15 protein-coding genes are annotated in these 23886 nt (G+C 40.1%); 4 read left to right on the top strand and 11 right to left on the bottom strand.

The features are described 5' to 3' along the window. Positions 1–66: 66 nt before the first annotated feature. Complete coding sequence (pgi, locus tag PR809_RS17650) at positions 67–1713, bottom strand: glucose-6-phosphate isomerase (protein WP_102140219.1); 1647 nt, start codon at positions 1711–1713, stop codon at positions 67–69. A gap of 495 nt (positions 1714–2208) precedes the next feature. Between pgi and lysC the strand changes: the two genes are divergently transcribed. Then, positions 2209–3585 (top strand): lysine-sensitive aspartokinase 3, encoded by a 1377-nt coding sequence (gene lysC / locus PR809_RS17645; RefSeq protein ID WP_195698111.1) that lies wholly within the window; start codon positions 2209–2211, stop codon positions 3583–3585. A gap of 61 nt (positions 3586–3646) precedes the next feature. On the opposite strand, the gene PR809_RS17640 is transcribed toward lysC, so the two are convergent. The 3 genes from PR809_RS17640 to metH form a co-directional block, all read right to left on the bottom strand. Beyond that, a complete protein-coding gene (locus tag PR809_RS17640; RefSeq protein WP_241098751.1) occupies positions 3647–5122 on the bottom strand; it encodes an SEL1-like repeat protein in 1476 nt (491 codons plus the stop codon). Between the two features lie 164 nt (positions 5123–5286). Continuing rightward, positions 5287–5877, bottom strand: a complete 591-nt coding sequence (locus PR809_RS17635) for a hypothetical protein (protein ID WP_181490022.1) — start codon at positions 5875–5877, stop codon at positions 5287–5289. Between the two features lie 69 nt (positions 5878–5946). Next, positions 5947–9630, bottom strand: a complete 3684-nt coding sequence (metH, locus tag PR809_RS17630) for a methionine synthase (RefSeq protein WP_206276778.1) — start codon at positions 9628–9630, stop codon at positions 5947–5949. 203 nt (positions 9631–9833) lie between these two features. On the opposite strand from metH, the gene iclR reads away from it, so the two are divergent. Continuing rightward, positions 9834–10664 carry a glyoxylate bypass operon transcriptional repressor IclR gene (gene iclR, locus PR809_RS17625; RefSeq protein ID WP_206276779.1) on the top strand — a complete coding sequence of 277 codons (831 nt, stop codon included), beginning with the start codon at positions 9834–9836 and terminating at the stop codon, positions 10662–10664. Positions 10665–10740: 76 nt separating this feature from the next. Here the strand turns inward: iclR and PR809_RS17620 are convergent, their stop codons facing one another. From PR809_RS17620 to PR809_RS17610, 3 genes are all read right to left on the bottom strand, one after another. Then, complete coding sequence (locus PR809_RS17620) at positions 10741–11628, bottom strand: N-acetylmuramoyl-L-alanine amidase (RefSeq protein WP_102140213.1); 888 nt, start codon at positions 11626–11628, stop codon at positions 10741–10743. Positions 11629–12166: 538 nt separating this feature from the next. After that, complete coding sequence (locus tag PR809_RS17615; protein WP_229597511.1) at positions 12167–12424, bottom strand: helix-turn-helix domain-containing protein; 258 nt, start codon at positions 12422–12424, stop codon at positions 12167–12169. 421 nt (positions 12425–12845) lie between these two features. Further along, on the bottom strand, positions 12846–13637 hold the full coding sequence (locus tag PR809_RS17610; RefSeq protein WP_102140212.1) for an N-acetylmuramoyl-L-alanine amidase-like domain-containing protein: 792 nt from the start codon (positions 13635–13637) through the stop codon (positions 12846–12848). A 318-nt stretch (positions 13638–13955) separates the two neighbouring features. Here PR809_RS17610 and edd point away from each other — a divergent pair, with 318 nt between their 5' ends. Together edd and PR809_RS17600 are read left to right on the top strand one after the other, a co-directional pair. After that, positions 13956–15800, top strand: a complete 1845-nt coding sequence (gene edd / locus PR809_RS17605; RefSeq protein WP_422121528.1) for a phosphogluconate dehydratase — start codon at positions 13956–13958, stop codon at positions 15798–15800. Between the two features lie 27 nt (positions 15801–15827). Beyond that, the gene (locus tag PR809_RS17600; protein WP_102140211.1) at positions 15828–16469 is read left to right on the top strand and encodes a bifunctional 4-hydroxy-2-oxoglutarate aldolase/2-dehydro-3-deoxy-phosphogluconate aldolase; all 642 of its coding nucleotides are present in this window, start codon (positions 15828–15830) and stop codon (positions 16467–16469) included. Between the two features lie 67 nt (positions 16470–16536). On the opposite strand, the gene aceK is transcribed toward PR809_RS17600, so the two are convergent. The 4 genes from aceK to metA form a co-directional block, all read right to left on the bottom strand. Next, positions 16537–18270 (bottom strand): bifunctional isocitrate dehydrogenase kinase/phosphatase, encoded by a 1734-nt coding sequence (gene aceK / locus PR809_RS17595; RefSeq protein ID WP_206277034.1) that lies wholly within the window; start codon positions 18268–18270, stop codon positions 16537–16539. A gap of 127 nt (positions 18271–18397) precedes the next feature. Further along, a complete protein-coding gene (aceA, locus tag PR809_RS17590; protein WP_102140209.1) occupies positions 18398–19705 on the bottom strand; it encodes an isocitrate lyase in 1308 nt (435 codons plus the stop codon). 56 nt (positions 19706–19761) lie between these two features. After that, the gene (gene aceB / locus PR809_RS17585; RefSeq protein WP_206277035.1) at positions 19762–21360 is read right to left on the bottom strand and encodes a malate synthase A; all 1599 of its coding nucleotides are present in this window, start codon (positions 21358–21360) and stop codon (positions 19762–19764) included. Between the two features lie 365 nt (positions 21361–21725). After that, the gene (gene metA / locus PR809_RS17580) at positions 21726–22655 is read right to left on the bottom strand and encodes a homoserine O-acetyltransferase MetA (RefSeq protein WP_102140242.1); all 930 of its coding nucleotides are present in this window, start codon (positions 22653–22655) and stop codon (positions 21726–21728) included. Positions 22656–23886 lie beyond the last annotated feature (1231 nt).

Below are 23886 nucleotides of genomic sequence, written 5' to 3'. Positions count from 1 at the left end.
TGTTGAACAATATAAGGCAGGAACTCCCTACCTTATATTGAAGTATTTAAATAATACGTTGTTAACTTATCGCCAAGCTTTATAGCTGTTAATCAGACCATTGGTCGAACTATCATGGCTACTCACCGTATCACTATTTTCTAATTCAGGCAGAATACGGCTTGCGAGCTGTTTGCCTAATTCCACACCCCATTGGTCGAAAGTGAAAATGTTTAAAATCGCCCCTTGGGTGAAAATTTTGTGCTCATACATCGCAATCAATGCACCTAACGAATAAGGTGTGATTGATTTCAATAAGATGGAGTTAGTTGGGCGGTTACCTTCAAACACCTTATAAGGCGCAACATATTCCATATCTGCGACATTCTTCCCTTGCGCAGCAAACTCGGCATCAACCACTTCACGAGTTTTACCAAATGCTAATGCTTCCGTTTGCGCAAAGAAATTAGATAATAATTTTTCGTGATGATCCCCTAACGGGTTATGGGTTACCGCAGGTGCGATAAAATCACATGGGATCATCTTCGTTCCTTGGTGGATCAACTGATAAAACGCATGTTGACCATTGGTTCCCGGCTCCCCCCAAATAATCGGGCCTGTTTGATAAGTAACAGGTTTTCCATCACGATCAATATATTTACCGTTCGATTCCATATTGCCTTGTTGGAAGTAAGCGGCAAAACGATGCATGTATTGGTCGTATGGCAGAATCGCTTCAGTTTCCGCTTCAAAAAAATTGTTGTACCAAATGCCAATCAAACCTAACAACACAGGAATATTCTTTTCTAGCGGCGTTTGGGTAAAATGTTTATCCATCGCATGGGCACCGTTCAATAATTGAACGAAATTATCAAAGCCGACCGATAAAATAATGGATAAACCAATCGCTGACCATAATGAATAACGGCCACCAACCCAATCCCAAAATTCAAACATATTGTTGGTATCAATACCAAACTTCGCGACTTCTTCGCCATTTGTGGAAAGTGCCACAAAATGCTTAGCCACTTGGCTTTCATCTTTTGCCGCAGCCAAGAACCAATCGCGAGCAGAATGCGCATTAGTCATGGTTTCTTGGGTTGTAAAGGTTTTTGACGCAATTAAAAACAAGGTTGTTTCTGGGTTCAGCTTTTTCAGTGTTTCCGCAATTTGCGTACCATCCACGTTCGATACAAAGTGCATGTTTAGGTGGTTCTTGTATGGACGCAGTGCTTCTGTCACCATGAATGGACCAAGGTCTGAACCACCAATACCGATGTTCACCACATCCGTAATCGCTTTACCGGTATAACCTTTCCAATCACCACTAATAATGCGCTGGCTAAATTGCTGCATTTTATCCAATACCGCGTTCACTTCTGGCATGACATCTTTGCCATCAACATAAATAGGGGTGTTATCGCGGTTACGCAAAGCAGTATGTAGTACCGCACGGTCTTCAGTACGGTTAATTTTCTCACCTTGGAACATACTGTTAATAGCGCTTTCTAGCTCTGTTTCTTTTGCTAAAGCCAATAAATGTTCCAATGTTTCTTGAGTAATTCTATTTTTGGAGAAATCCACTAAGATTTGACCATCGAACGTCGCCGAAAAATGAGTAAAGCGGTCTTTATCCTGTGCAAACAAATCACGCATATGGACATTTTTCATTTGCGCAAAATGTTGCTCTAGCGCCCGCCATGCAGCCGTTTGGCTTGGATTAATACTTCTCATGGATAACACTCTCCAAATAATTTTAAATAGAAATAGATTGTACCCCGTCACGAAAACGAGACTTATCGGTTTTCTGCGTTATATTGATATTCCCCAATTCTGCCGCACTTTTCCAGACTTAATTGTCCCTTTTATTGAAATACGCACTTTCTAGACCAATGAGCATACAAAAGTATGTGATTCAGCTAGCTGAACGCTAATCAACACCCATACAGCTTGAAGTATGGCGAGTATATACTCTAAATAATTCAAGTTGCATGTAGGCGACAAGCGAAGATAGACCGATGAGCATACAAAAGTATGTGATTCGGTTATCTGAGCGCAGTCAACACCCATGCAGCTTGAAGTATGACGAGTATGACGGGTACATTGAGAAAAGCGATAATAAATTACCTATCATTAGAATTACTGATTTCCTTCGATTCCTGATTGACGCCATCCTATTTACCCGATAAATCTATATAAAGATTAGGTTTAACCAAAGGGATTGACACCATGAATATCGCAGCGTCTTCAGCAGACAACCATCCGTATGTTATCGCCAAATTTGGCGGTACCAGCGTCGCTAACTTTGAAGCAATGAATAACAGCGCCAATATCGTACTTTCCAACCCAAATGTACGAGTTGTGGTACTTTCAGCTTCTGCTGGCATTACCAATTTATTAATCGAACTGGCCGAAGGCTGCGACGCAGATAAACGCAATGAACTGCTGAAAAAAGTGAAGGATATTCAATACGCAATTATTGATAACCTACAAACTGCTGATGTTATTCGTGAAGAAATCAATCGCTTACTCGATAATATTGCTCATTTAGCTGATTCGGCTGCTTTAGCCACTTCTGACGCATTAACGGATGAAATGGTGAGTCACGGCGAATTAATGTCAACCTTGCTATTTGTTGAAGTACTGCGCCAACGCAACGCTAACTCCCAATGGTTTGATGTACGCAAAGTAATGAGAACCAATGATAGCTTTGGCCGTGCTGAACCAGAACTTGCTCAGCTAAAAGCATTATCAGAGCAGCAACTCATGCCACGCCTTGCCGAGTCAGTTGTGATCACCCAAGGGTTTATTGGCCGTGATGAAAAAGGCCGTACAACAACTCTTGGTCGTGGTGGAAGTGACTACACCGCTGCCCTGTTAGCCGAGGTTCTTAATTTATCACGTGTCGATATTTGGACTGATGTTCCTGGAATTTACACCACTGACCCTCGCGTCGTACCGAGTGCCCAACGCATTGATGAAATTGCTTTCGATGAAGCGGCTGAAATGGCGACCTTTGGCGCAAAAATTTTGCATCCTGCGACACTCCTTCCTGCAGTGCGCGCAGGGATCCCTGTTTTTGTTGGTTCAAGTAAAGCGCCCGAAGCTGGCGGCACCATTGTGTGTGATAAAACCACTAATCCGCCGCAATTTAGGGCATTAGCACTGCGCCGTAAACAAACGCTACTCACCTTGCACAGCCTAAAAATGCTGCACGCACGCGGTTTCTTAGCGGAAATTTTCACCATTTTACTGCGCCACAATATTTCAGTGGATTTAATTACCACTTCAGAAGTCAGTGTGGCACTAACCTTAGACACAACAGGCTCAACAGGAACTAACGGTAGTTTACTCACCAATGCGCTAATGACTGAGTTATCCGCATTATGTCGTGTCGAAGTGGAAGAGGATTTAGCGCTCGTCGCAATCATTGGTAATGAGCTATCGCAAGTGAATGGCCTAGGAAGGCAAATTTTTGGCGCACTTGAGTCATTCAATATTCGCATGATCAGCTATGGCGCAAGTAGCCACAATATTTGTTTATTGGTCCCCGGAAATGATGCTGAAGAGATTGTTCGCACCTTGCACAGTAATTTATTTGAATAGTGTGGAAGTTTGATCAAAATACCAGAAGGCGATCGTCACGATCGCCTTCTATATTATGCAGTTAATCCCCTCCAGCCTGTTTGCTGGGTTGTGTAACATTGCTGGTGTATTGCAGCATCTTGCCCGTCACACCGTTATTCTGTTTTAAAAGCGCCAAGTTCCCTTTTGCAGTTTCATTACCGAGTTCTACCGCTCGTTCAAACCACATTACCGAACGGAAAATATTTTTTTCACCGCCCTCGCCTCGTGCATACATCACCGCAAGGTTATTTTGAGCATCGCTATTCTTTTTAAATGCCGCTTTTTCCAGCAATTGCCGTGCTCTGTGTGTGTTTTTCGCCACACCTGTTCCCGTTAAATAAAAGATAGCTAACTGGTTTTGAGCCTCAATGCTATTTTCTTGAGCAATCAGCAACCAACTCAAAATGTCATTCACATCAACATTTTTCAGCTCTCCAGACACATACAGTTCTGCTAACTTAATTTGAGCCTCTTTACCATCATTGTTGGCAAGTGATATATACCACTCAACAGCCTTTTTGGGGTCTTTTTTAACCCCACCTAACCCTTTTTCATAGAATTCAGCTACCTTCATTCCTGCATCTTGGGATTCATTTTGTGCAGCACGTTCATACCAGATAAAGGCTTCAGCAAGGTCTTTGCCAACGCCATTGCCTTGTTCATAGGCTTTCGCAATCGCCAATTGAGCCGCAATATTGTTCTGTTGCGCCGCGCGTTTATACCAGTACATTGCTTGGTAGCTATTTTTTTCTATTGCGCTATGGCCTTCTTGATAAAAATCCCCCATATTTACTTGCGCTGTTGCAGAGCCCATATTGGCGGCTTGGCGATATAAGTAAATCGCCATTTCATCATCCAGTTCTACGCCTTCACCATTTTCATACATCACTGCTAAGTTATTCACTGCGGCTGCAATATTATTGCCCGCACTTCTTTCATACCACTCACGCGCCTTTTGGTAGTCAATACCACCACCTAAACCATCATGGTAAAATAGCCCCATGGCAAACTGTGCGTTAGCGTGTTCTTGCTCTGCGGCTTCTGCATACCATGCTTTCGCTTGCTTTAAATTTTGCTCAACACCAATACCATGTTCATATAAGTAACCCATCGCATATTGGCAATAAGCATCGCCTTTTTCGGCACCTCGGCGATACCACTTTTCCGCTTGTTGGTATTTTTCCTGATTTTGCAGCAACATCCCTAAATAATAGTCTCCATCCGTATTATCTCGGTCAGCCACTTTTTTAAACCAGCGGTAAGCCTCTTTCTCATTGACCGCTAGAAATTCAGTCCCATCCATATAAGCAAGCCCAACATCTACCATCGCCTCTTCATCACCAGCATTCGCTAGCTTTAATTTGGCTTTGAACTCATCAGGCATAGGCGTACTTTTAGGCTGTGCCTGTAGCGTATCCGGTTTATTTTTCGTCGAAGGCGCTTCAACGATATTGCCAGCTTGCGCAAGGGAAATACCGCTAACATAGAGAACTAACAGAAAAGAACGTAATTTCATCACCATGACCCATTTATTGGCGTTATGTCATTAACATATCATTCCAATAAAAAATTCATAAGGGATGTTGGCTGAAAAAGTAGAATTACAAAGGAATTATTCAGAAAACGGAGGAGACGCCAGTTTCTTGCTGAAACTTTTGTCTCCTTAATAAGCTACAGTTCTTAATTAACGCGGTAACCACCGTGTTTGCTGGCAAATAAATTAAATTTACCCCACTCAATTAGCAGGGCTTCCAATGTGCGATAGCTAATCTTACACAGCTCAGAGATCTGAGAAACCACAAAGTGGTTTTCGCTCACCAGCTCTGGTGAAAAGACTTCGGCAATCCATTCACACTCTTTCGTAGTCACCAGCCAACCATCATTGGTCGAAAATTTATGCACGGGTACCATACCGTCTTTAGGGCTTTCTTGGGATAACAGCTTATTTTCATCGAGTTGGGCTTGATGAAAAGCCGTGATTTCCTCCTCTGAAGGGATAGGTTCCACCGCTAAATTTTCTTCTAAAAACAGATAAATCTCTTCTGCTCTCGCAGGCGTTAGCTCACTTCTTAACCAAATCTGATTAAAACAGTGCTCACCCAGTGAATCATCGGTATCAAGCTTGTCCATGATTTGTAACACACTCATCATGGCACTCACCGCATCTTCACTCATCATAAAGGTTTCAGGCGCCGCGCTGTTTTGGATCTGATAAGGAAAAACTGCCGAGCGTGGCAGTTCTTCTTCAATAATAAATTCATAGCTCATCATTGGACCCCTCTAATGTATTACCTATAAGATGGTGCCGAATACATGAAAAATCAATATATTGATCTTGTTTTAATCTTCAGGATCATAAGCTAAGTTTGGCGCTAACCAACGTTCTAACTCTGTCACTGACATCCCTTTGCGTTTTGCGTAATCCTCAATTTGGTCTTTTTGTAGCTGAGCTACCGCAAAATATTTACTTTCTGGATGACTAAAATACCAGCCTGACACTGAGGCGCCTGGCCACATCGCATAAGAACTGGTGAGCTGCATACCAATTTTTGCTTCCACATCAAGTAACTGCCAAATTTTTGCCTTTTCTGTATGCTCAGGGCAAGCCGGGTACCCCGGTGCAGGACGGGTTCCTTGGTAATTTTCACGAATAAGCTCTTCATTACTCAAGTTTTCATCAGCCGCATAACCCCAATAACGCATACGGACTTGTTGGTGTAGATATTCAGCAAACGCTTCCGCTAGTCTATCCGCCAGCGCTTTAACCATGATTTTATTATAATCATCATGCTGTTGTTCATATTCATCAGCAAGCGCATCTTCTTCTAAGCCCCCAGTCACAGCGAAAGCCCCAATATAGTCAGCTTTACCGCTATCCTTTGGCGCGACAAAGTCAGATAAACAATAGTTTGGAAATTCCGTTTTTAAGGTTTGTTGGCGTAAATTCAGCCCCATCACTTGCACCTGGTTTCGCGACTCATCGGTATAAATTTCCACATCATCCCCAACCCGGTTTGCAGGGAATAAGCCAAAAATACCTTTTGGTGTTAATAAGCCGTCTTTATCTAGCTTATCTAACATATTATTAGCGTCTTTCAATAGCTTACGAGCTTCAGAACCCACCACTTCATCTTCTAAAATTCGCGGATATTTACCTGCTAAAGACCATGTCATAAAAAATGGCGTCCAGTCTATATAGCCTCTCAAGGTTGAAATAGGTGCTGTGACTTCTTGAATACCAAGGAATTTTGGTACCGGAGGTTGGTAATTTTGCCAATCAATCTTCACGGCATTCGCTCGCGCCACATCCAGTGCTACAGGAGGGGTTTTTGGCCTTCTACGGCCATGTTGCTGACGAACGGTTTCATATTCACGACGAGTGCGCGCCACAAAATCTGCTTTTTGTGTTTCTGATAATAATGCAGCCACCACTCCCACGGTGCGTGAAGCATTTTGCACATAAGTCGTTGGCCCACTATAGTTTTGCTCAATTTTTACAGCGGTATGTGCCTTTGATGTTGTTGCTCCACCTATCAATAATGGCAAGGTAAACCCTTGTCTTTCCATCTCTTTTGCCACATGCACCATTTCATCAAGCGATGGCGTGATCAACCCAGACAAACCAATGATATCAACGTTCTCTTCACGTGCTGTTTTTAGAATAGTTTCACACGGAACCATCACACCTAAGTCAATGATTTCATAGTTATTACATTGCAATACAACCCCAACAATATTTTTACCAATATCATGAACATCGCCTTTTACGGTAGCAAGCAAGATTTTTCCTGCACTACTACCTGATTGCTTAAGCTCTTGAATATAGGGTTCTAAATAGGCTACAGCTTGTTTCATCACCCGAGCAGATTTCACCACTTGAGGTAAGAACATTTTGCCTTCCCCAAATAGGTCACCAACCACATTCATACCGTTCATTAAAGGGCCTTCAATCACTTCGATTGGGCTGGAAGCACGTTGGCGAGTTTCTTCCGTATCTTCAATGATAAATTCGGTAATCCCTTTCACTAGTGCATACTCAAGGCGCTTTTCCACTTCCCAACTACGCCATTCTGCTTGTTGAACTTGTTGCTCTCCAGCCCCTGCTCCACGGTATTTTTCCGCCAGCTCAAGTAAGCGTTCTGTGCTGTCATCACGGCGGTTTAAAATCACATCTTCAACAGCATCTTTTAATTCCGCGGGTAAATCATCATAGATGGCAAGCTGCCCTGCATTAACGATCCCCATATCCATTCCATTACGAATGGCGTAATACAAGAAAACAGCATGAATTGCTTCACGGACAGGGTCGTTCCCTCTAAATGAAAAGGAGACGTTGGAAACCCCACCAGAAATCATCGCATGAGGTAACTGAGCCTTGATATCCTTACAGACTTCAATAAAATCAACTGCATAGTTATTATGCTCTTCGATTCCGGTGGCTACGGCAAAAATATTCGGGTCAAAAATGATATCTTCAGGTGGGAAGCCCACCTCTTCGGTAAGGATCTGATAAGCACGGCGGCAAATTTCAATTTTCCGCTCACGTGTATCTGCTTGGCCAACTTCATCAAATGCCATGACGACCACGGCAGCACCATATTTACGCAATAATTTAGCGTGCTCAATAAACGCCTCAACCCCCTCTTTCATTGAGATTGAGTTAACTATCCCCTTACCTTGTATACACTTAAGCCCCGCCTCGATCACTTCCCATTTTGAGGAGTCAATCATAATCGGCACGCGTGCAATATCTGGCTCGCCAGCAATTAGATTCAAGAAACGTACCATCGCTGCATGGGAGTCCAGCATTCCTTCATCCATATTGATGTCGATGATTTGTGCACCATTTTCAACTTGCTGACGCGCTACATCTAAGGCTTCTTGGTAATTTTCTTCTTTAATCAGCCGCTTAAATTTTGCCGAACCAGTCACGTTGGTTCTTTCCCCAACGTTCACAAATAATGATTTTTCGCCAATATTTAGTGGTTCTAAACCGGATAAGCGGCATTCAACAGGGAGTGACGGTAATTGACGTGGCGTGATGCCTTTTACTGCTTCTGCCATTTTTTTGATATGTAATGGCGTCGTTCCACAACATCCACCAACAATATTCAAGAACCCTGCGGTTGCCCATTCATGAATTTGTTCAGCCATATTTTGTGCATCAAGGTCATACTCTCCAAACGCATTTGGTAGCCCCGCATTAGGGTGCGCGCTAACATAACATTCAGCAATCCTTGATAATTCAGAAATGTACTGACGAAGTTCATCAGGGCCTAATGCACAGTTCAAGCCAAATGATATCGGCTGCGCATGGCGCAATGAGTTATAAAATGCTTCTGTTGTTTGTCCTGATAATGTACGGCCAGAGGCATCCGTGATCGTACCCGAGATCATAATTGGCAGAGAAACACCCAAAGCTTCCAGTTCGGTTTCTACCGCAAAGATCGCGGCTTTCGCATTCAATGTGTCAAAAATTGTTTCGATCATGATCAGATCCACACCGCCTTTCACTAAGGATCGTGTAGATTCGCGATAAGCTTCAACGAGTTGATCAAAGGTAATATTGCGATAAGCCGGATCATTTACATCAGGAGAAATAGACGCGGTACGGTTTGTCGGGCCTAATACGCCAGCGACATAACGCGGCTTTTCAGGGGTTCTACGTGTCCACTCGTCGGCACACTCACGGGCAAGGCGCGCAGCAACTTCGTTAATTTCAGCGGAAATCGATTCCATTTTATAATCAGCCATCGCAATGGATGTTGAGTTAAAGGTATTGGTTTCAACAATATCCGCCCCAGCTTCAAAATATTGAGAATGAATATCACGAATGATATCTGGTTGAGTTAAGACTAATAGGTCGTTATTTCCCTTTAGATCACTCGGCCAATCCGCGAATCGTTCACCGCGAAACTGGGCTTCCGACAACTTATGTTGTTGGATCATTGTTCCCATTGCACCATCTAATACCAATATACGTTTTTTTAATTCTTGTTCTAATTGATTAACTTTTGCGGACACTGCACTGCCCTCCTGAAATGGAACACTGAGAAATAAGTCAAATTTTTACTTTTAACATCCTATCACAACTTCTCATGCGAAAATTCGCTGTTATGATGAGAGTTTTTCAAGGTTGCACAAGAGCACACTTTTCACTGATCCGATGAGTATTTTCAGGTGAAATAGTTCATAATAGAAGCAAAATGACAGTCAGGAGAGACTTAATGGCAACGGCACCAATTACTAAGAAACTTAAAAAAGCAAAAGGGCCGGCGAGTGGCGCAGCTGCAGCAGGACAAGTACAGTCATTAAGTCGTGGCTTAACACTGTTGGAATATATTTCCGAATCAACAGGGGGGATCGCCCTCACAGACCTTGCGATGCAAGCTGGCTTACCAAACTCAACAACACACCGCCTATTAATGACATTAGAACAACATGGTTTTGTTCGTCAAACGGGTGATTTAGGCCTATGGGTTATTGCTTCTCATGCTTTTATCATTGGTAGTAGCTTCTTAGAAAGTCGCAATTTATTAGCCCTTGTTCACCCGATACTGCGCCGCTTAATGGATGAATCAGGGGAAACCGTCAACTTAGCGATCCTAGACCATACCGAGTACGATGCCGTTATTGTTGACCAAGTACAATGTAATGCGCTAATGAGAATGTCAGCACCGATCGGTGGAAAACTGCCATTACACGCCTCGGGGGCAGGTAAAGCATTCATTGCTAACTTACCGGAAGATAAACTAGTTCCACTTTTAAGCCGTAAAGGTTTACATGCTTATACGCCTTATACATTAACTAACCCATCAGCCTTAAAAGAGAATTTACAACAGGCTAAAAAACAAGGCTTTTCTTATGATGACGAAGAGCATGCTTTAGGGTTACGCTGTATTGGAGCTTGTATTTATGATGAGCACAAAGACGCTTTTGCAGCCATTTCTATTTCAGGCCCATTATCTCGTATCACCGATGACCGCATTACTGAATTAGGCGCCATGGTTATCAAAGCTGCAAAAGAAATAAGCCATGAATATGGCGCAAACCGCTAACCAAACAGTAAAAGTGAAATACGAAACAACTTGTATTTCACTTTGAATCAACCTAATAGAGCATTTTCACTTCCTGCTAGTCGCCTTGCTGATTTGTCGAAACATTAGGCAACTGCGAGGTCTTCTCAAATAACTTAAATTTTTGCATATCACGATACTTTTCAATGAGTGCCAATGCGATAGCCTCTGTTTCAGCATCCGCTTGTCCTTCAATATCCCGCGGGCGGAAATGCAATTGGAAAGCACGTAATATTTTTTTCGTCTGTGGATCTAACTTACCTGATAACGGAATTGTTGAATAACCATAATAATTAAGCGCTTTTTGAACGCGTAGCACGTTTGCAGGCTCATTGGCATTACGCCCCGCTAGAAATTTAGTCACTGTGTTAGGGTCTGGCCAAGCCCCTATTCCATTTTGAGCAAGACGTTGCCATGGAAATGCCTTACCCGGATCTTGCTTGCGCAGTGGAGCAATATCACTGTGGCCAATAATATTCTCTGGGGGAATGTTATACCGCTGCATAATATCTTTGACGAGAGGGATCAAGGCAACAATTTGCGCTTCATTATAAGGGGCCCAATGCAGTTTTCCTTTTACATCCTTTTGCAATCCTGCATTGACGATTTCAATTCCAATAGAAGTATCATTCAGACCATTATGCTGTCGCCAATAGCTTTCACCTGCATGCCATGATTTTAACGATTCAGGAACGAGCTGTAACACAACAGGCAGACCATTTTTAGTTTCAGGTACACTCGGAACAAGGTAATGGGAACTCACTTTGCCTTGTGTTAGCAGAGTTATAGAATGCGCATCATCAGAGACTGTATAGTGAATAATGATATATTGAATACGTTGACTACTATTTTTTGATGGGTAACGGTTATCAAGATAGTAACCGTTGTTCGAAGCCGAACAGCCTAATAGCAAAAAGGCAAATAATATCCCTATATACTTGAACATCGAACCATAACCTTCATCTATTATTCATTAAGCTTTATTTAAGCATTGTGTCGTCAGCAATACTATCAATTTTCATGCATCAACAGCACTGCGACGCCTTTTATTCATAAGAATATAGATAAGAGACAATAAAATAAATCTTTAAATACATCATGTTAAAACCTTTTTAGCTCATATTAGAAACAAAAAAGGCTTTAATATTTACTAGAACGGTCTCCTTACCTAAAATGGTAGGAAACATTGGAAGAAACAGAGATAAACTCCAGAAAACTTGTCATTATGAACACTAATAAATTCACTTTAAAAATAAAAAAACATGAAATTGATTATTCTTATTTCTATAATTTAATTCCAAATTATTTTCAATTTTAAATACTTACCATAAAATTTATTTTTCTAGCGTTCTGAAAAATTAATCATCTAGTTCCCTATACGTATAAGTGACACCCCATTCTTATACTAAAAACCTTTAAAGAAAATAAATTATTTATAATAATTTCATAAATAGAAAATAAAAAGCATTTTACTTTGTTTACCACTAACTCATTTTTTCATATTCAACCTGCTTAGCAATAATTCTAGTAATTTCATTAATATCGATGTCTAAAAAAATCACAATTTCAATCAGTTTATCTAAACTCAACTTATTAATACCTAACTCATATCGTGATACTTGCTGTTGACTCAAATGAATAATTTCGCCTAACTCATTCCCTGATAATCCTTTACTTACTCTAGCCTTACGTAAATGATTACCTAATAATGCATAAACATTTTTATTTTTAGCGATATGCATAACCATCTCCTAAATTTAAATAAGACAAATAATTTAGCTAGTATTACTCATTATAAAATTAATTATCACCTTTTAAAATAGTTATGAACAATCAAAGATGGCAAGAACAATAGGTAAACATCATCTTTATATACAAAAAAAAGAGACCCCAGTCATATTTACAAAGTAATCCATTGCTTTATAAAAGTTTTTCTCTTTTTGGTATAAAATAATATTTATATATATTTTTTTTGATCAAATCGATATTTTAATATATTTTTACATTTTAAATGTAACTAGCAATGATTAGCAACCAATAAAAACAATTGTATAATTTTCATTATTAAACTATTTTATTGCATGTATTGATTTTATTTTATGTATTGATTTTATACATACATAAACTTGAGTTTACTTATTTTTTATATCAAAAATAAATAGACTAATTATCTGATTTAGGTCTAAAAACAACAATACCAGACTTTCCTTTTAAATAATCACTCAATTCAATATCAATGACCTGAAGATTTCCACGTAGTGAAGAAGCATTTCTAAATATTGTCTTGTTCCCCCTACGTATTACAACCCCCACATGGCTGACATCTAACCCATTATCCTTTGAATAAATACCAATATAATCCCCTGCATTCAACCTCAACACCAAGTCATCATCTACATATTCTGTTGGAATATAGGTTATTAACCTATTTTTAACCGGCAATCCCGATATATACATCTGATTATGGTTTTTAAAATTAAGTCGTTTATTTACCTTAACTGCATGTGAACTTATTTCATTGGTAATATCGACCACAATCGCTTCAGGCTCTTGTGCCCAATCAGAAAAAAAATGCCGACGATGTTTAAATGTAATATTTTGACTGATATAACGAATATTGATTAAATTTAAAACAAACTGTTCATAGTTTTTAGAACGCTTAAAAGCTTCGGTGTACTCTATAAATGTCATACAGTCCATTTCTTTCAAATTAATGACTAATTCTTCGGCTGATAACGGGCTCATATTCAATGTTTGCTTATTATAAGGCGTCGTTAAAAAACGTTGAGTCATTGCATCAATTTTGTCTGCTTGTGACGCATTATGTAATTGCATTGCTGCTTGCTCATTAAAAACTTCATTTAAGACTTTATATGAGCCCGAAACTAAAATCACTTCAGCCCTTACAAAATTTGCCAATAGCAATATACATGCCGCTATAGCTAGCCTTAACATTCTTGCGCTCTTCTCATTGATACGACCTAACCTTCTGTAATTATCTAATTGAATTTGATGATAAAATAATCAATAAAGCCACTATAGCATGCTTATTTGTCTATTTTCTACCCTGTCCATACCATAATATAAATTTGATTCAGATCACAGATAGCTTCGAATATTCATTTTCCATATTGCAACGCCTCCATTTTCATTGAACAATGTTACCGGTAACATTGATGCTATAGTACTCGAGCAAATAACGATAGGTACACCCCAAATTGACTTGCAGTTTGATTCATCATTTTACTGCGCTATGGAGCAATTATCATGAGCATGACCACCTCTAAAGTGACAAATCCTTCGGTGATCAATAAAGAACTTGATCGCATCACTCAACGTATCATTTCTCGTTCCGTGAAAACTCGAGCCGCTTACCTCAAGAAAATAGAGCAGGCTCGTAGTATGACTGTTCATCGAGCATCATTAGCTTGTGGTAACCTTGCCCATGGTTTTGCAGCCTGTCAAAGCGAAGAAAAACAAATTCTTAAAAGCATGACTCGCTCTGATATTGCTATCATCAATTCCTACAATGATATGCTTTCAGCACATCGTCCATACGATAAGTATCCAGAACAACTCAAAAAAGCATTATTAGAATCCGGCTCGATTGGCCAAGTCGCTGCAGGTGTTCCCGCAATGTGCGATGGTGTAACCCAAGGTCAAGATGGGATGGAGTTATCGATGTTAAGTCGAGATGTCATTGCCATGTCAACCGCCATTGGTCTATCCCACAATATGTTTGATGGCGCACTCTATTTAGGCATTTGCGACAAAATTGTTCCTGGTTTAATGCTTGGTGCACTTTCATTCGGCCACCTTCCCGCAATATTTGTTCCAGCAGGCCCAATGGCTACGGGTTTACCAAATAAAGAAAAAGTTCGCATTCGCCAGCTGTATGCTGAAGGCAAGGTTGATAGACTCGCTTTATTAGAGGCTGAGGCTGCGTCTTACCATGGGATAGGTACCTGTACTTTCTATGGTACGGCTAACTCAAATCAAATGATGATGGAAGTGATGGGGTTACATCTACCCGGTGCGTCATTTGTACCGCCCGATTCTCCACTACGAGATGCATTAACAGAAGCCGCCGCACGACAAATTACACGTTTAACTGAGCAGTCAGGCCAGTATTTACCTATTGGTCAACTGGTTGACGAAAAAGTGATTGTTAACGGTATCGTCGCATTACTCGCGACGGGAGGCTCAACTAACTTAACCATGCATCTTGTGGCTATAGCAAGAGCCGCAGGGATCATTATCAATTGGGATGATTTTTCTGATATTTCTACCATTGTTCCACTCATTTGCCGTATCTATCCTAATGGCCAAGCAGATATCAACCAATTCCAAGCTGCGGGTGGTGTAGCTTTACTTATCCGCCAGCTATTACAAAAAGGTTTATTGCACAACGATGTCCATACCGTCGCAGGATTTGGTCTAACAAATTACACCTTGGAGCCTTGGTTAAACAATGGCCAACTTGCATGGCGAGAAGGACCAGAGTCCTCATTCAATCTGGATGTTATTGCTGATATAGACCGCCCTTTCTCTCCTCATGGAGGCACAAAATTACTGTCTGGTAATTTAGGACGCGCAGTGATGAAAACATCAGCTGTTCCTGAAGAAAATCAAATTATTGAGGCTCCAGCAGTCGTATTTAACAATCAAAATGAGATTGCCGCACACTTTGAAGCAGGTGAACTCAATAAAGATTGTATCATCGTTGTCCGCTTCCAAGGGCCATCTGCAAATGGCATGCCTGAACTTCATAAGCTAATGCCGCCTCTTGGTGTACTTATGGATAAAGGCTACAAAGTCGCACTCGTTACTGATGGCCGCTTATCTGGAGCGTCTGGCAAAGTACCCTCCGCAATTCATGTCACGCCTGAAGCTTACAATGGTGGACTGTTAGCAAAAGTAAAAAATGGCGATATTATTAGGGTAAATGCATTGACCGGAGAACTACAATTACTGGTTGAAGAAGAAGAACTCAATAAACGCCAACCCTTTGAGGCTGATTTAACTGCTGAGCGTAGTGGTTGTGGAAGGGAACTTTTCGGTGCATTAAGAAGACACTTATCAGGTGCCGAAGAAGGCGCTTGTAGCATTGATTTTTAATCTATTTTCATTGAATAGGAATAGAAAATGAATAATTGGAAAATGACCGCTGAAAGCGTATTAAAACAAGGCCCTGTCGTCCCTGTTATTGTTATTAAAAAATTAGAACAAGCGGTTCCTCTTGCAAAAGCATTAGTCAAAGGTGGTGTTAACGTTTTAGAAGTCACTTTACGCACTGAATGTGCTATTGATGCTATTCGCCTCATTGCGAAAGAAGTACCTGAAGCGATTATTGGCGCAGGCACTGTTATCAATGCAAAACAACTTGCTGAAGTCACTGAAGCTGGAGCACAATTTGCAATCAGCCCCGGCTTGACGGATGAATTGCTCAATGCCGCCACTAAAGGAAATATTCCTTTAATTCCAGGTATTTCAACCGTTTCTGAACTTATGCTTGGTATGCAATATGGCTTGAAAGCGTTTAAATTTTTTCCAGCAGAAGCCAACGGTGGGGTTAAAGCGTTAAAAGCCATTGCCGGCCCTTTCTCACAAGTCAAATTTTGTCCAACGGGTGGAATATCGCTAGCTAATTACCTTAGCTATTTAGAATTAGATAGTGTTCTGTGCATTGGTGGTTCTTGGCTCGTTCCTGAAGAAGCACTGAATTCAGGTAATTACGAAAAAATTACCCAACTTGCACAAGAGGCTGTACAAGGCGCCAAAAGATAGTGCCCCGAAAAACGGCTCAGTCACTTGCTGGGTCGTTTTTGTCCCTCTTTAATTAATACGATTAAAATTATGCAACCTCATTGAGTTTATGACAAAAACGTAATTCCTCACGATAAGCATAAACATCTTCTACGTGCCCCGCCAAAATCCTATTTTGTAACTTTTGCCAATAATCTGCGGAAAATAAATCTGCATGATATTGTTGCAAGTAATGACGAATTTTCTCATTTTGGCAAATAAAAGAAGCAAACTCTTCAGGAAAAACATCTTGCTCACCAATGCTATACCATGGCTCACTCGATAACTCTTGCTCAGGGTATAATGGCTCAGGAATTTTACGAAAATTCACCTCTGTCATATAACAGATTTCATCATAATCATAAAAGACAACACGGCCATGACGCGTTACGCCAAAATTTTTAAACAACATATCTCCGGGGAAAATATTTGCAGCCGCTAATTGCTTAATCGCCAAACCATATTCATTCAATGAATGATGTAATTGCGCATCAGTGGCATTATCCATATAGATATTCAATGGGATCATCTTTCTTTCCATATACAGATGATGAATCAATATGTTATCGCCTAAATCTTCAATTTGAGATGGAGCTTCTTTCAATAACTCCGTCATTAGTTCATCGCTGATAGCAGATTTGCTAATCACAAAATTTTCAAACTCTTGGGTGTCAGCCATGCGACCAACTCTATCGTGCTCTTTAACCAAACGATAGCATTCTAAAACCCGTTCTCGTGTCACCTGTTTTTGTGGGGCAAATTGGTCCTTAATAATTTTAAAAACACGGTCGAACGAAGGCGATGTAAAGACTAACATCACCATTCCTTTCACGCCTGGAGCGACAGTAAATTGCTCTCGTGAAAAATTAATATAGGCGAGATACTCTCTGTAATACTCTGTTTTTCCATGTTTTTGACAGCCAATTGCCATATATAATTCAGCAATTGACTTGCTGGGTAAAATCTCCCTCAACCAAAAAACCAGAGCTGCTGGAAAAGGGGCATACACCATAAAATAGGACCGAGCAAAACCAAACACAATACTGGCTTCATCAAACTCAGTTAAACAGGTATCGATATAAATGTACTGACAATCATCATGATGAATAGGGAGTAAGAATGGATAAACCTCATCATTAATATAAATTTTACCGACCAACCAAGCTGCCTTATTACGATAAAATAGCTCATTTGCGATATGGAAGCTGACTTTTTGGTTTTCAATATCGGGAAATCTTATTTCCAATACATTGATAATACAATGAATATCGAAATCCAGATTCCGCCACTTTAGCCTTAGTGGTAATCCACTTAACATTGTAAACAATAATCCCTCTAAATTATTATTAACAACATATTCGCGAGATAACGGCCTAGGCGAAATAGAAAAGCGCCTCGCAGGCTGAGACGTAAAAATAAATAGGTTATCTTGTGTCAGCTCCCGATGCTGAAATAGCCGACAATAAACGGAATTAAAAAAGCTTTCTGCTATTTCAAACCTTGGGTAATCCGGTAATAAGGTTTTATAAATATTTTTTATTTGTGCCAATTTATCAGGGGTTAAAGATTGCACTAACCCCATAAACTGTAGCTGAGCGACAACTAAGCCAACATGATGGTCATACAATTGAATTCGTCTTTTCATCGCATGCTGAATGGCATGCCAATCTGCCTGTTCAAACCTTTCTTGTGCGCCTGAGGTTATTTCAAGGAAGCGGCCATATTGCGCATCAAAACCCTGTAAAATGGTTTGCGCTATTATCTGTTCTGTCGTCAATATCATAACCACTCCTATAAGAATACAGACTCACTTTGAATAAAAAACAGGCACTAAACGTGCCTGAAAAATTAACAGATATAGCTAACCAATAAAGACACCAGAAACACCGATTGAAAGGAAAATAATCTAACTAGAATTGCTCTTCTTCAGTTGAACCAGTTAAAGCCGTTACTGATGAAGCCCCACCTTGAATAACGGTTGTCACTTTATCAAAATAGCCAGTTCCTACCTCTTGCTGATGTGAAGAGAAGGTATAACCTTTATTCATTGCAGCAAATTCACATTCTTGAACTTTTTCAACATAATGTTTCATGCCCTCACCTTGTGCATAAGAGTGAGCCAAATCAAACATGTTGAACCACATGCTGTGAATACCTGCTAACGTAATGAACTGGAAGCGATAGCCCATCGCTGAAAGTTCGTCTTGGAAACGCGCGATCGTGCTGTCATCTAAATTCTTTTTCCAATTGAAAGATGGAGAACAGTTATAAGCCAATAGCTTACCTGGATATTTAGCATGAATAGCCTCAGCGAACTGTCTTGCTGCTTCAAGGTCAGGTTTTGACGTTTCGCACCAAACAAGATCTGCATATGGTGCATAAGCGAGCCCGCGGCTAATCGCTTGCTCAATTCCTGCTTTAGTACGGAAAAAACCTTCAGAGGTGCGTTCCCCAGTAACAAATGCCGCATCATAATCATCGCAGTCAGATGTTAAAAGGTCTGCTGCATCGGCATCCGTTCTAGCAACCAAAATAGTTGGTACACCTGAAACATCCGCCGCTAAACGAGCTGCAACCAGTTTTTGAATCGCTTCTTGAGTAGGAACAAGAACTTTCCCACCCATATGACCGCATTTTTTAACCGCGGCTAATTGGTCTTCAAAATGGACAGCTGCGGCCCCCGCTTCTATCATATTTTTCATGAGTTCGAAGGCATTTAATACACCACCAAAACCCGCCTCCGCATCTGCGACAATAGGTAAAAAATAATCAATATACTCTTTGTTGTCAGGGCCAATACCATTCGCCCACTGAATTTGGTCTGCACGACGAAATGTATTATTAATTTTCTTAACTACTGATGGCACTGAATCAACAGGGTAAAGTGATTGGTCTGGATACATACTCGATGACGTATTTGCATCCGCAGCAACCTGCCAACCTGATAAATAAATAGCTTCAATACCTGCTTTCGCTTGTTGTAGCGCTTGCCCTCCCGTTAAAGCGCCCAGTGCATTTACATAGCCTTTCTTTGAACCACCATGTAACTGATCCCAAAAACGCTCTGCACCTTTGCGCGCTAAAGAGTGTTCAATATTCACAGAACCACGTAATTTCACCACTTCTTCGGCTGTATATGGGCGAGTAATGCCTTTCCAACGTGGTTTTTTCCACTCATTTTCTAATTCGGCAATTTGTTCTAAGCGCGATGTTGTCATGATCCACTTCCTTTATAAGAATATGTAGGGTTTATCGAATTTTTTATTTACTATGCTTAATCTAATAATTGGTATCCGGGGATAGTTAGGAATTCTATAAGTTCATCCTGTGTTGTAATGCGCCTCATCAGTTCTGCAGCCTCACGAAAACGACCGCTTTGAAAACGCTTATCACCAAGTTCTTTTTGAATAACTTGTAATTCCTCATCCAGCATTTCTTCAAATAAAGCCTTAGTGACTTTCTCACCGGTGGACAATGTTTTACCGTGACGGATCCACTGCCAAATTGAAGTCCGTGAAATTTCTGCTGTCGCAGCATCTTCCATCAAACCATAGATGGGTACACAGCCATTCCCTGAGATCCATGCTTCAATGTATTGAACCGCAACACGAATATTAGCTCGCATGCCTGCTTCTGTTCGCTCACCGGCACAAGGCTCTAATAGCTGGTCAGCCGAGATTTCTTCATCGAAATCACGGGATACATGTAGCTGGTTTTGCTGCCCACCAAGAGCTTGATTAAACACGCTCATAACGGTATCCGCTAAGCCCGGATGTGCAATCCAAGAGCCATCGTGCCCATTTTTCGCTTCTAACTCTTTGTCTGCTTTTACTTTCGCTAAAATAGTTTCATTTTCTTGAGGATCTTTACTCGGTATAAAAGCAGACATTCCCCCCATCGCAAATGCACCACGGCGATGACACGTTTTAATTAATAAGCGCGAATAAGCACTTAAAAATGATTGTGTCATTGTGACAACTTGGCGGTCTGGCAAGACGCGATCTGCGTGCTCCTTCAGAGTTTTGATATAACTAAATATGTAGTCCCAGCGCCCGCAATTCAGCCCCACGATATGGTGGCGCATGTGGTACAAGATTTCATCCATTTGGAATACTGCGGGTAATGTTTCAATCAGTACGGTTGCTTTGATCGTGCCCCGAGGTATCCCCACCAAATCTTCAGCCATACTAAAGACATCGCTCCACCATTTTGCTTCCTCCCAAGATTCAAGTTTTGGGATGTAAAAATAAGGGCCACTCCCTTTTTTTAATAACGCTTGATAGTTATTAAAGAAGTAAATAGCGAAATCAAATAGGCCACCAGGGATCGGCTTCTCTCCTGATAAAACGTGTTTTTCATCTAAATGAAGGCCACGAACACGAGCAATCAAAACAGCAGGATTAGATTTTAATTGGTAGACCTTTCCACTTTCATTGGTATAAGAAATATCACCACGAATCGCATCCCCTAAGTTGACTTGACCATCGATCAATTTTTCCCATGAAGGAGACAGAGAATCCTCAAAATCCGCCATAAATACTTTCACATTAGCATTCAAAGCATTAATCACCATTTTACGCTCGACCGGACCAGTAATTTCGACACGGCGATCTTGCAAATCTGCTGGGATACTTTGAATCTTCCAATTCGATTTTTTTATGGAATCAAATTCCGAAATAAAATTAGGCAAAGAGCCAGCATCGATCTTTTGCTGTCTGAGCACCCTATCTTTTAATAATCTCTCTCTACGAGGAAGAAACTCTTCAACTAACTTAGAAAGAAATACAATAGAATCAATAGATAAAACTTGATTTTCTAGCTGTTCAATATTCTTTGTGAATGTTAATTCCGATACAGGTAGTTGCTGCTCCATCGACCAATCCCTCATTCATCGTTGACTATGAATTAAGCATAAGATCAAAACAAAAATAAATCAAAAACGATTTCCATTTTATTAAAATAAACATGTAACTTATTAATAATAATATATTTTTAAAGAATTAATGAATTGACCATCCATTCCTTTACTTTAAATAAAATGTTAAATAGTCGTTAAATCAACTAATTATAGAAAGCTGTACTTTTGAAATTTTTCGTTGGAAATAAAAAAAGCAGCTAATAAATAGCTGCTTTCAGACTAACTGTGACACCTGTTTCTACGATATAAGCCTAATTTAAACTGGTATAACCAGTGAAAACACTTATTTTATTGTCATTACTAAATTTATATTTCTTTTTTTAATCTAGTGTTGGTTCCATATTAGTAAGATCAAAAGGTGTGATCTGATACACATAATAATTCAACCAATTTGAAAACAACAAGTGGCCATGGCTACGCCAACTCACCATTGGGGGATTATTGGGATCATCATTTTTGAAGTAATTGCATGGGATCTGAGGCGAAATTCCAGCATCTAGGTCACGCCAATATTCTTGTGCAAGCGTATCTCCATCATATTCTGGATGGCCTGTCACAAATGCTAAGCGCTTGTCTTTTGACCCAAATAAATAAGCACCTGCCTCCTGTGAACTTGCTAAAATCTCCAGATCCGTATGCTGACGGATAAGATCTTCAGGAAAATCGGCATAACGAGAGTGAGGCGCATAAAATGATCCATCAAACCCTCTTGTCAGCAAAGCATATGGTTCTAATGTATCATGCTGGTAAATACCAGATAATTTTTCTTCTCTAGTCCATTTTGGTAAGTCATACAGCACCTTTAAAGCGGCTTGTACAGCCCAACAAACAAAAAGGGTTGATGTTACATGTTGCTTTGCCCAAGCTATCACCTTTTCTATTTGCTGCCAGTATAGTACGTCATCAAACTCAACCAGTCCTAGCGGAGCACCCGTTACAATTAAGCCATCAAAATTCTGATCCTGTATGTCTTCAAAATCACAATAAAAGGTATTCAAGTGCTCTGTCGGAGTATTTTTTGACTCTCGTTGATCAATTCGTAATAGTTGAATATCAACCTGTAATGGTGTGTTTGACAGTAAACGAAGAAACTGATTTTCAGTTTCTATCTTTTTTGGCATCAAATTGAGTATCAACACTTTCAAGGGGCGGATCTCTTGATGGCTAGCTCTTGTTGTTGTCATAACAAAAACATTTTCTTCTTTCAAGAAATTAACTGCCGGTAGTTCATCTGGTAAACGAATAGGCATCATTCATCCCCCTTTTTCCGTTTATACGTTTAGACTTCTAGAATGCTAAATAATCTAACTAATGTTATTCGTCTTGTCGAGTGTTTCAAGGTTAAATGAAATAATTTCAAGCACTAGAACTTATTACTTATTCTCAATGAGTATATCCAACAATCAACTCATTGATTTCCCATATTTTATATTGAGAGTTACTCATTTTTATTATCTACAAATAATAAGAAGGCTTTTACATAATTTATACTCAATAATTAGCTTTAAAATCTATCTCTACATTATCCCAATTATTTCAATTCATTCTGTAGTGCCAGTAAGTTGTTACTCACTACTTTGCGTTTAAAATATCCATCTGTCACGCCAATATAACCGCTTTTCTTCCATTGCTCCTCCTAGCTCCCATCACCCCACCACCATCACCAGTAACCACGGTCCCACCTCAACAAGTGAGTTGTTACTTACTACTTTGTATCTAAAACATCCATTCATCGCGCCAATACAACCGCTTTTCTTCCATTGCTCCTCCTAGCTCCCGTCACCCCACGACCATCACCGGCAGTCACAGTCCCACCTCAACAAGTGAGTTGTTACTTACTACTTTGGCTCGAGTGATTACATTCTCTGCATTAATAGATAATCACCAACTCACTATATCCATTTGATTTTATTGATTTAATTGATTTAATTGCGATTAATTAAGAAATGAGCGAGTTGTTACTCACTACTTTATATCCAGAATTTTCATTCACAGAGCCAATGCCACTAAGAGCCACCTATCGATTGCCTAACCTAACTCTCTTAACTCTTTTTACCCCACAGCCATCACTTATCTCTCCGCGCGCTCTTCAACACGTGAGTTGTTACTTACTACTTTGGCTCAAGTGATTACATTCTCTGGAGTAATAAATAATTATCAAATCACTATACCCATTTGATTTTATTGACTTACCTGCACTTAATTAAAAAATACGTGAGCTGTTACTTACTACTTTGACTCAAGTGATGTCATTCATCACCATGATGAACAAGCACCCAATCCATAATACTCACGTGACATTCTTAAAATTCTCTTTTCCACAAAATAATCTGTGAGCTGTTACTCACTACTTTAGTTCCAACAATTCTATTCACCACACTCATCGGTAAAGATGTATTAATGGCTCACCATAGGCCAAAGAGATAAAAAGGGGAGGAATAGCGTGAGAAATACAGGAATAAAGAAATAAAAAAGAAAAAA

The sequence above is a fragment of the Providencia sp. PROV201 genome, from assembly GCF_028479545.1.
GTDB classification, from domain to species: domain Bacteria; phylum Pseudomonadota; class Gammaproteobacteria; order Enterobacterales; family Enterobacteriaceae; genus Providencia; species Providencia huaxiensis.
This window is presented reverse-complemented; position numbering and strand designations above follow the sequence as displayed.

Excerpts from the sequence above, each read along its gene's own strand:
- iclR (WP_206276779.1), top strand. The coding sequence starts at position 9,834 with ATGGCAACGGCACCAATTACTAAGAAACTTAAAAAAGCAAAAGGGCCG.
- PR809_RS17610 (WP_102140212.1), bottom strand. The coding sequence starts at position 13,637 with ATGTTAAGGCTAGCTATAGCGGCATGTATATTGCTATTGGCAAATTTT.
- PR809_RS17635 (WP_181490022.1), bottom strand. The coding sequence starts at position 5,877 with ATGATGAGCTATGAATTTATTATTGAAGAAGAACTGCCACGCTCGGCA.
- metA (WP_102140242.1), bottom strand. The coding sequence starts at position 22,655 with ATGCCTATTCGTTTACCAGATGAACTACCGGCAGTTAATTTCTTGAAA.
- PR809_RS17620 (WP_102140213.1), bottom strand. The coding sequence starts at position 11,628 with ATGTTCAAGTATATAGGGATATTATTTGCCTTTTTGCTATTAGGCTGT.
- edd (WP_422121528.1), top strand. The coding sequence starts at position 13,956 with ATGACCACCTCTAAAGTGACAAATCCTTCGGTGATCAATAAAGAACTT.
- aceK (WP_206277034.1), bottom strand. The coding sequence starts at position 18,270 with ATGATATTGACGACAGAACAGATAATAGCGCAAACCATTTTACAGGGT.
- aceA (WP_102140209.1), bottom strand. The coding sequence starts at position 19,705 with ATGACAACATCGCGCTTAGAACAAATTGCCGAATTAGAAAATGAGTGG.
- PR809_RS17640 (WP_241098751.1), bottom strand. The coding sequence starts at position 5,122 with ATGAAATTACGTTCTTTTCTGTTAGTTCTCTATGTTAGCGGTATTTCC.
- aceB (WP_206277035.1), bottom strand. The coding sequence starts at position 21,360 with ATGGAGCAGCAACTACCTGTATCGGAATTAACATTCACAAAGAATATT.
- PR809_RS17615 (WP_229597511.1), bottom strand. The coding sequence starts at position 12,424 with ATGCATATCGCTAAAAATAAAAATGTTTATGCATTATTAGGTAATCAT.
- lysC (WP_195698111.1), top strand. The coding sequence starts at position 2,209 with ATGAATATCGCAGCGTCTTCAGCAGACAACCATCCGTATGTTATCGCC.
- pgi (WP_102140219.1), bottom strand. The coding sequence starts at position 1,713 with ATGAGAAGTATTAATCCAAGCCAAACGGCTGCATGGCGGGCGCTAGAG.
- PR809_RS17600 (WP_102140211.1), top strand. The coding sequence starts at position 15,828 with ATGAATAATTGGAAAATGACCGCTGAAAGCGTATTAAAACAAGGCCCT.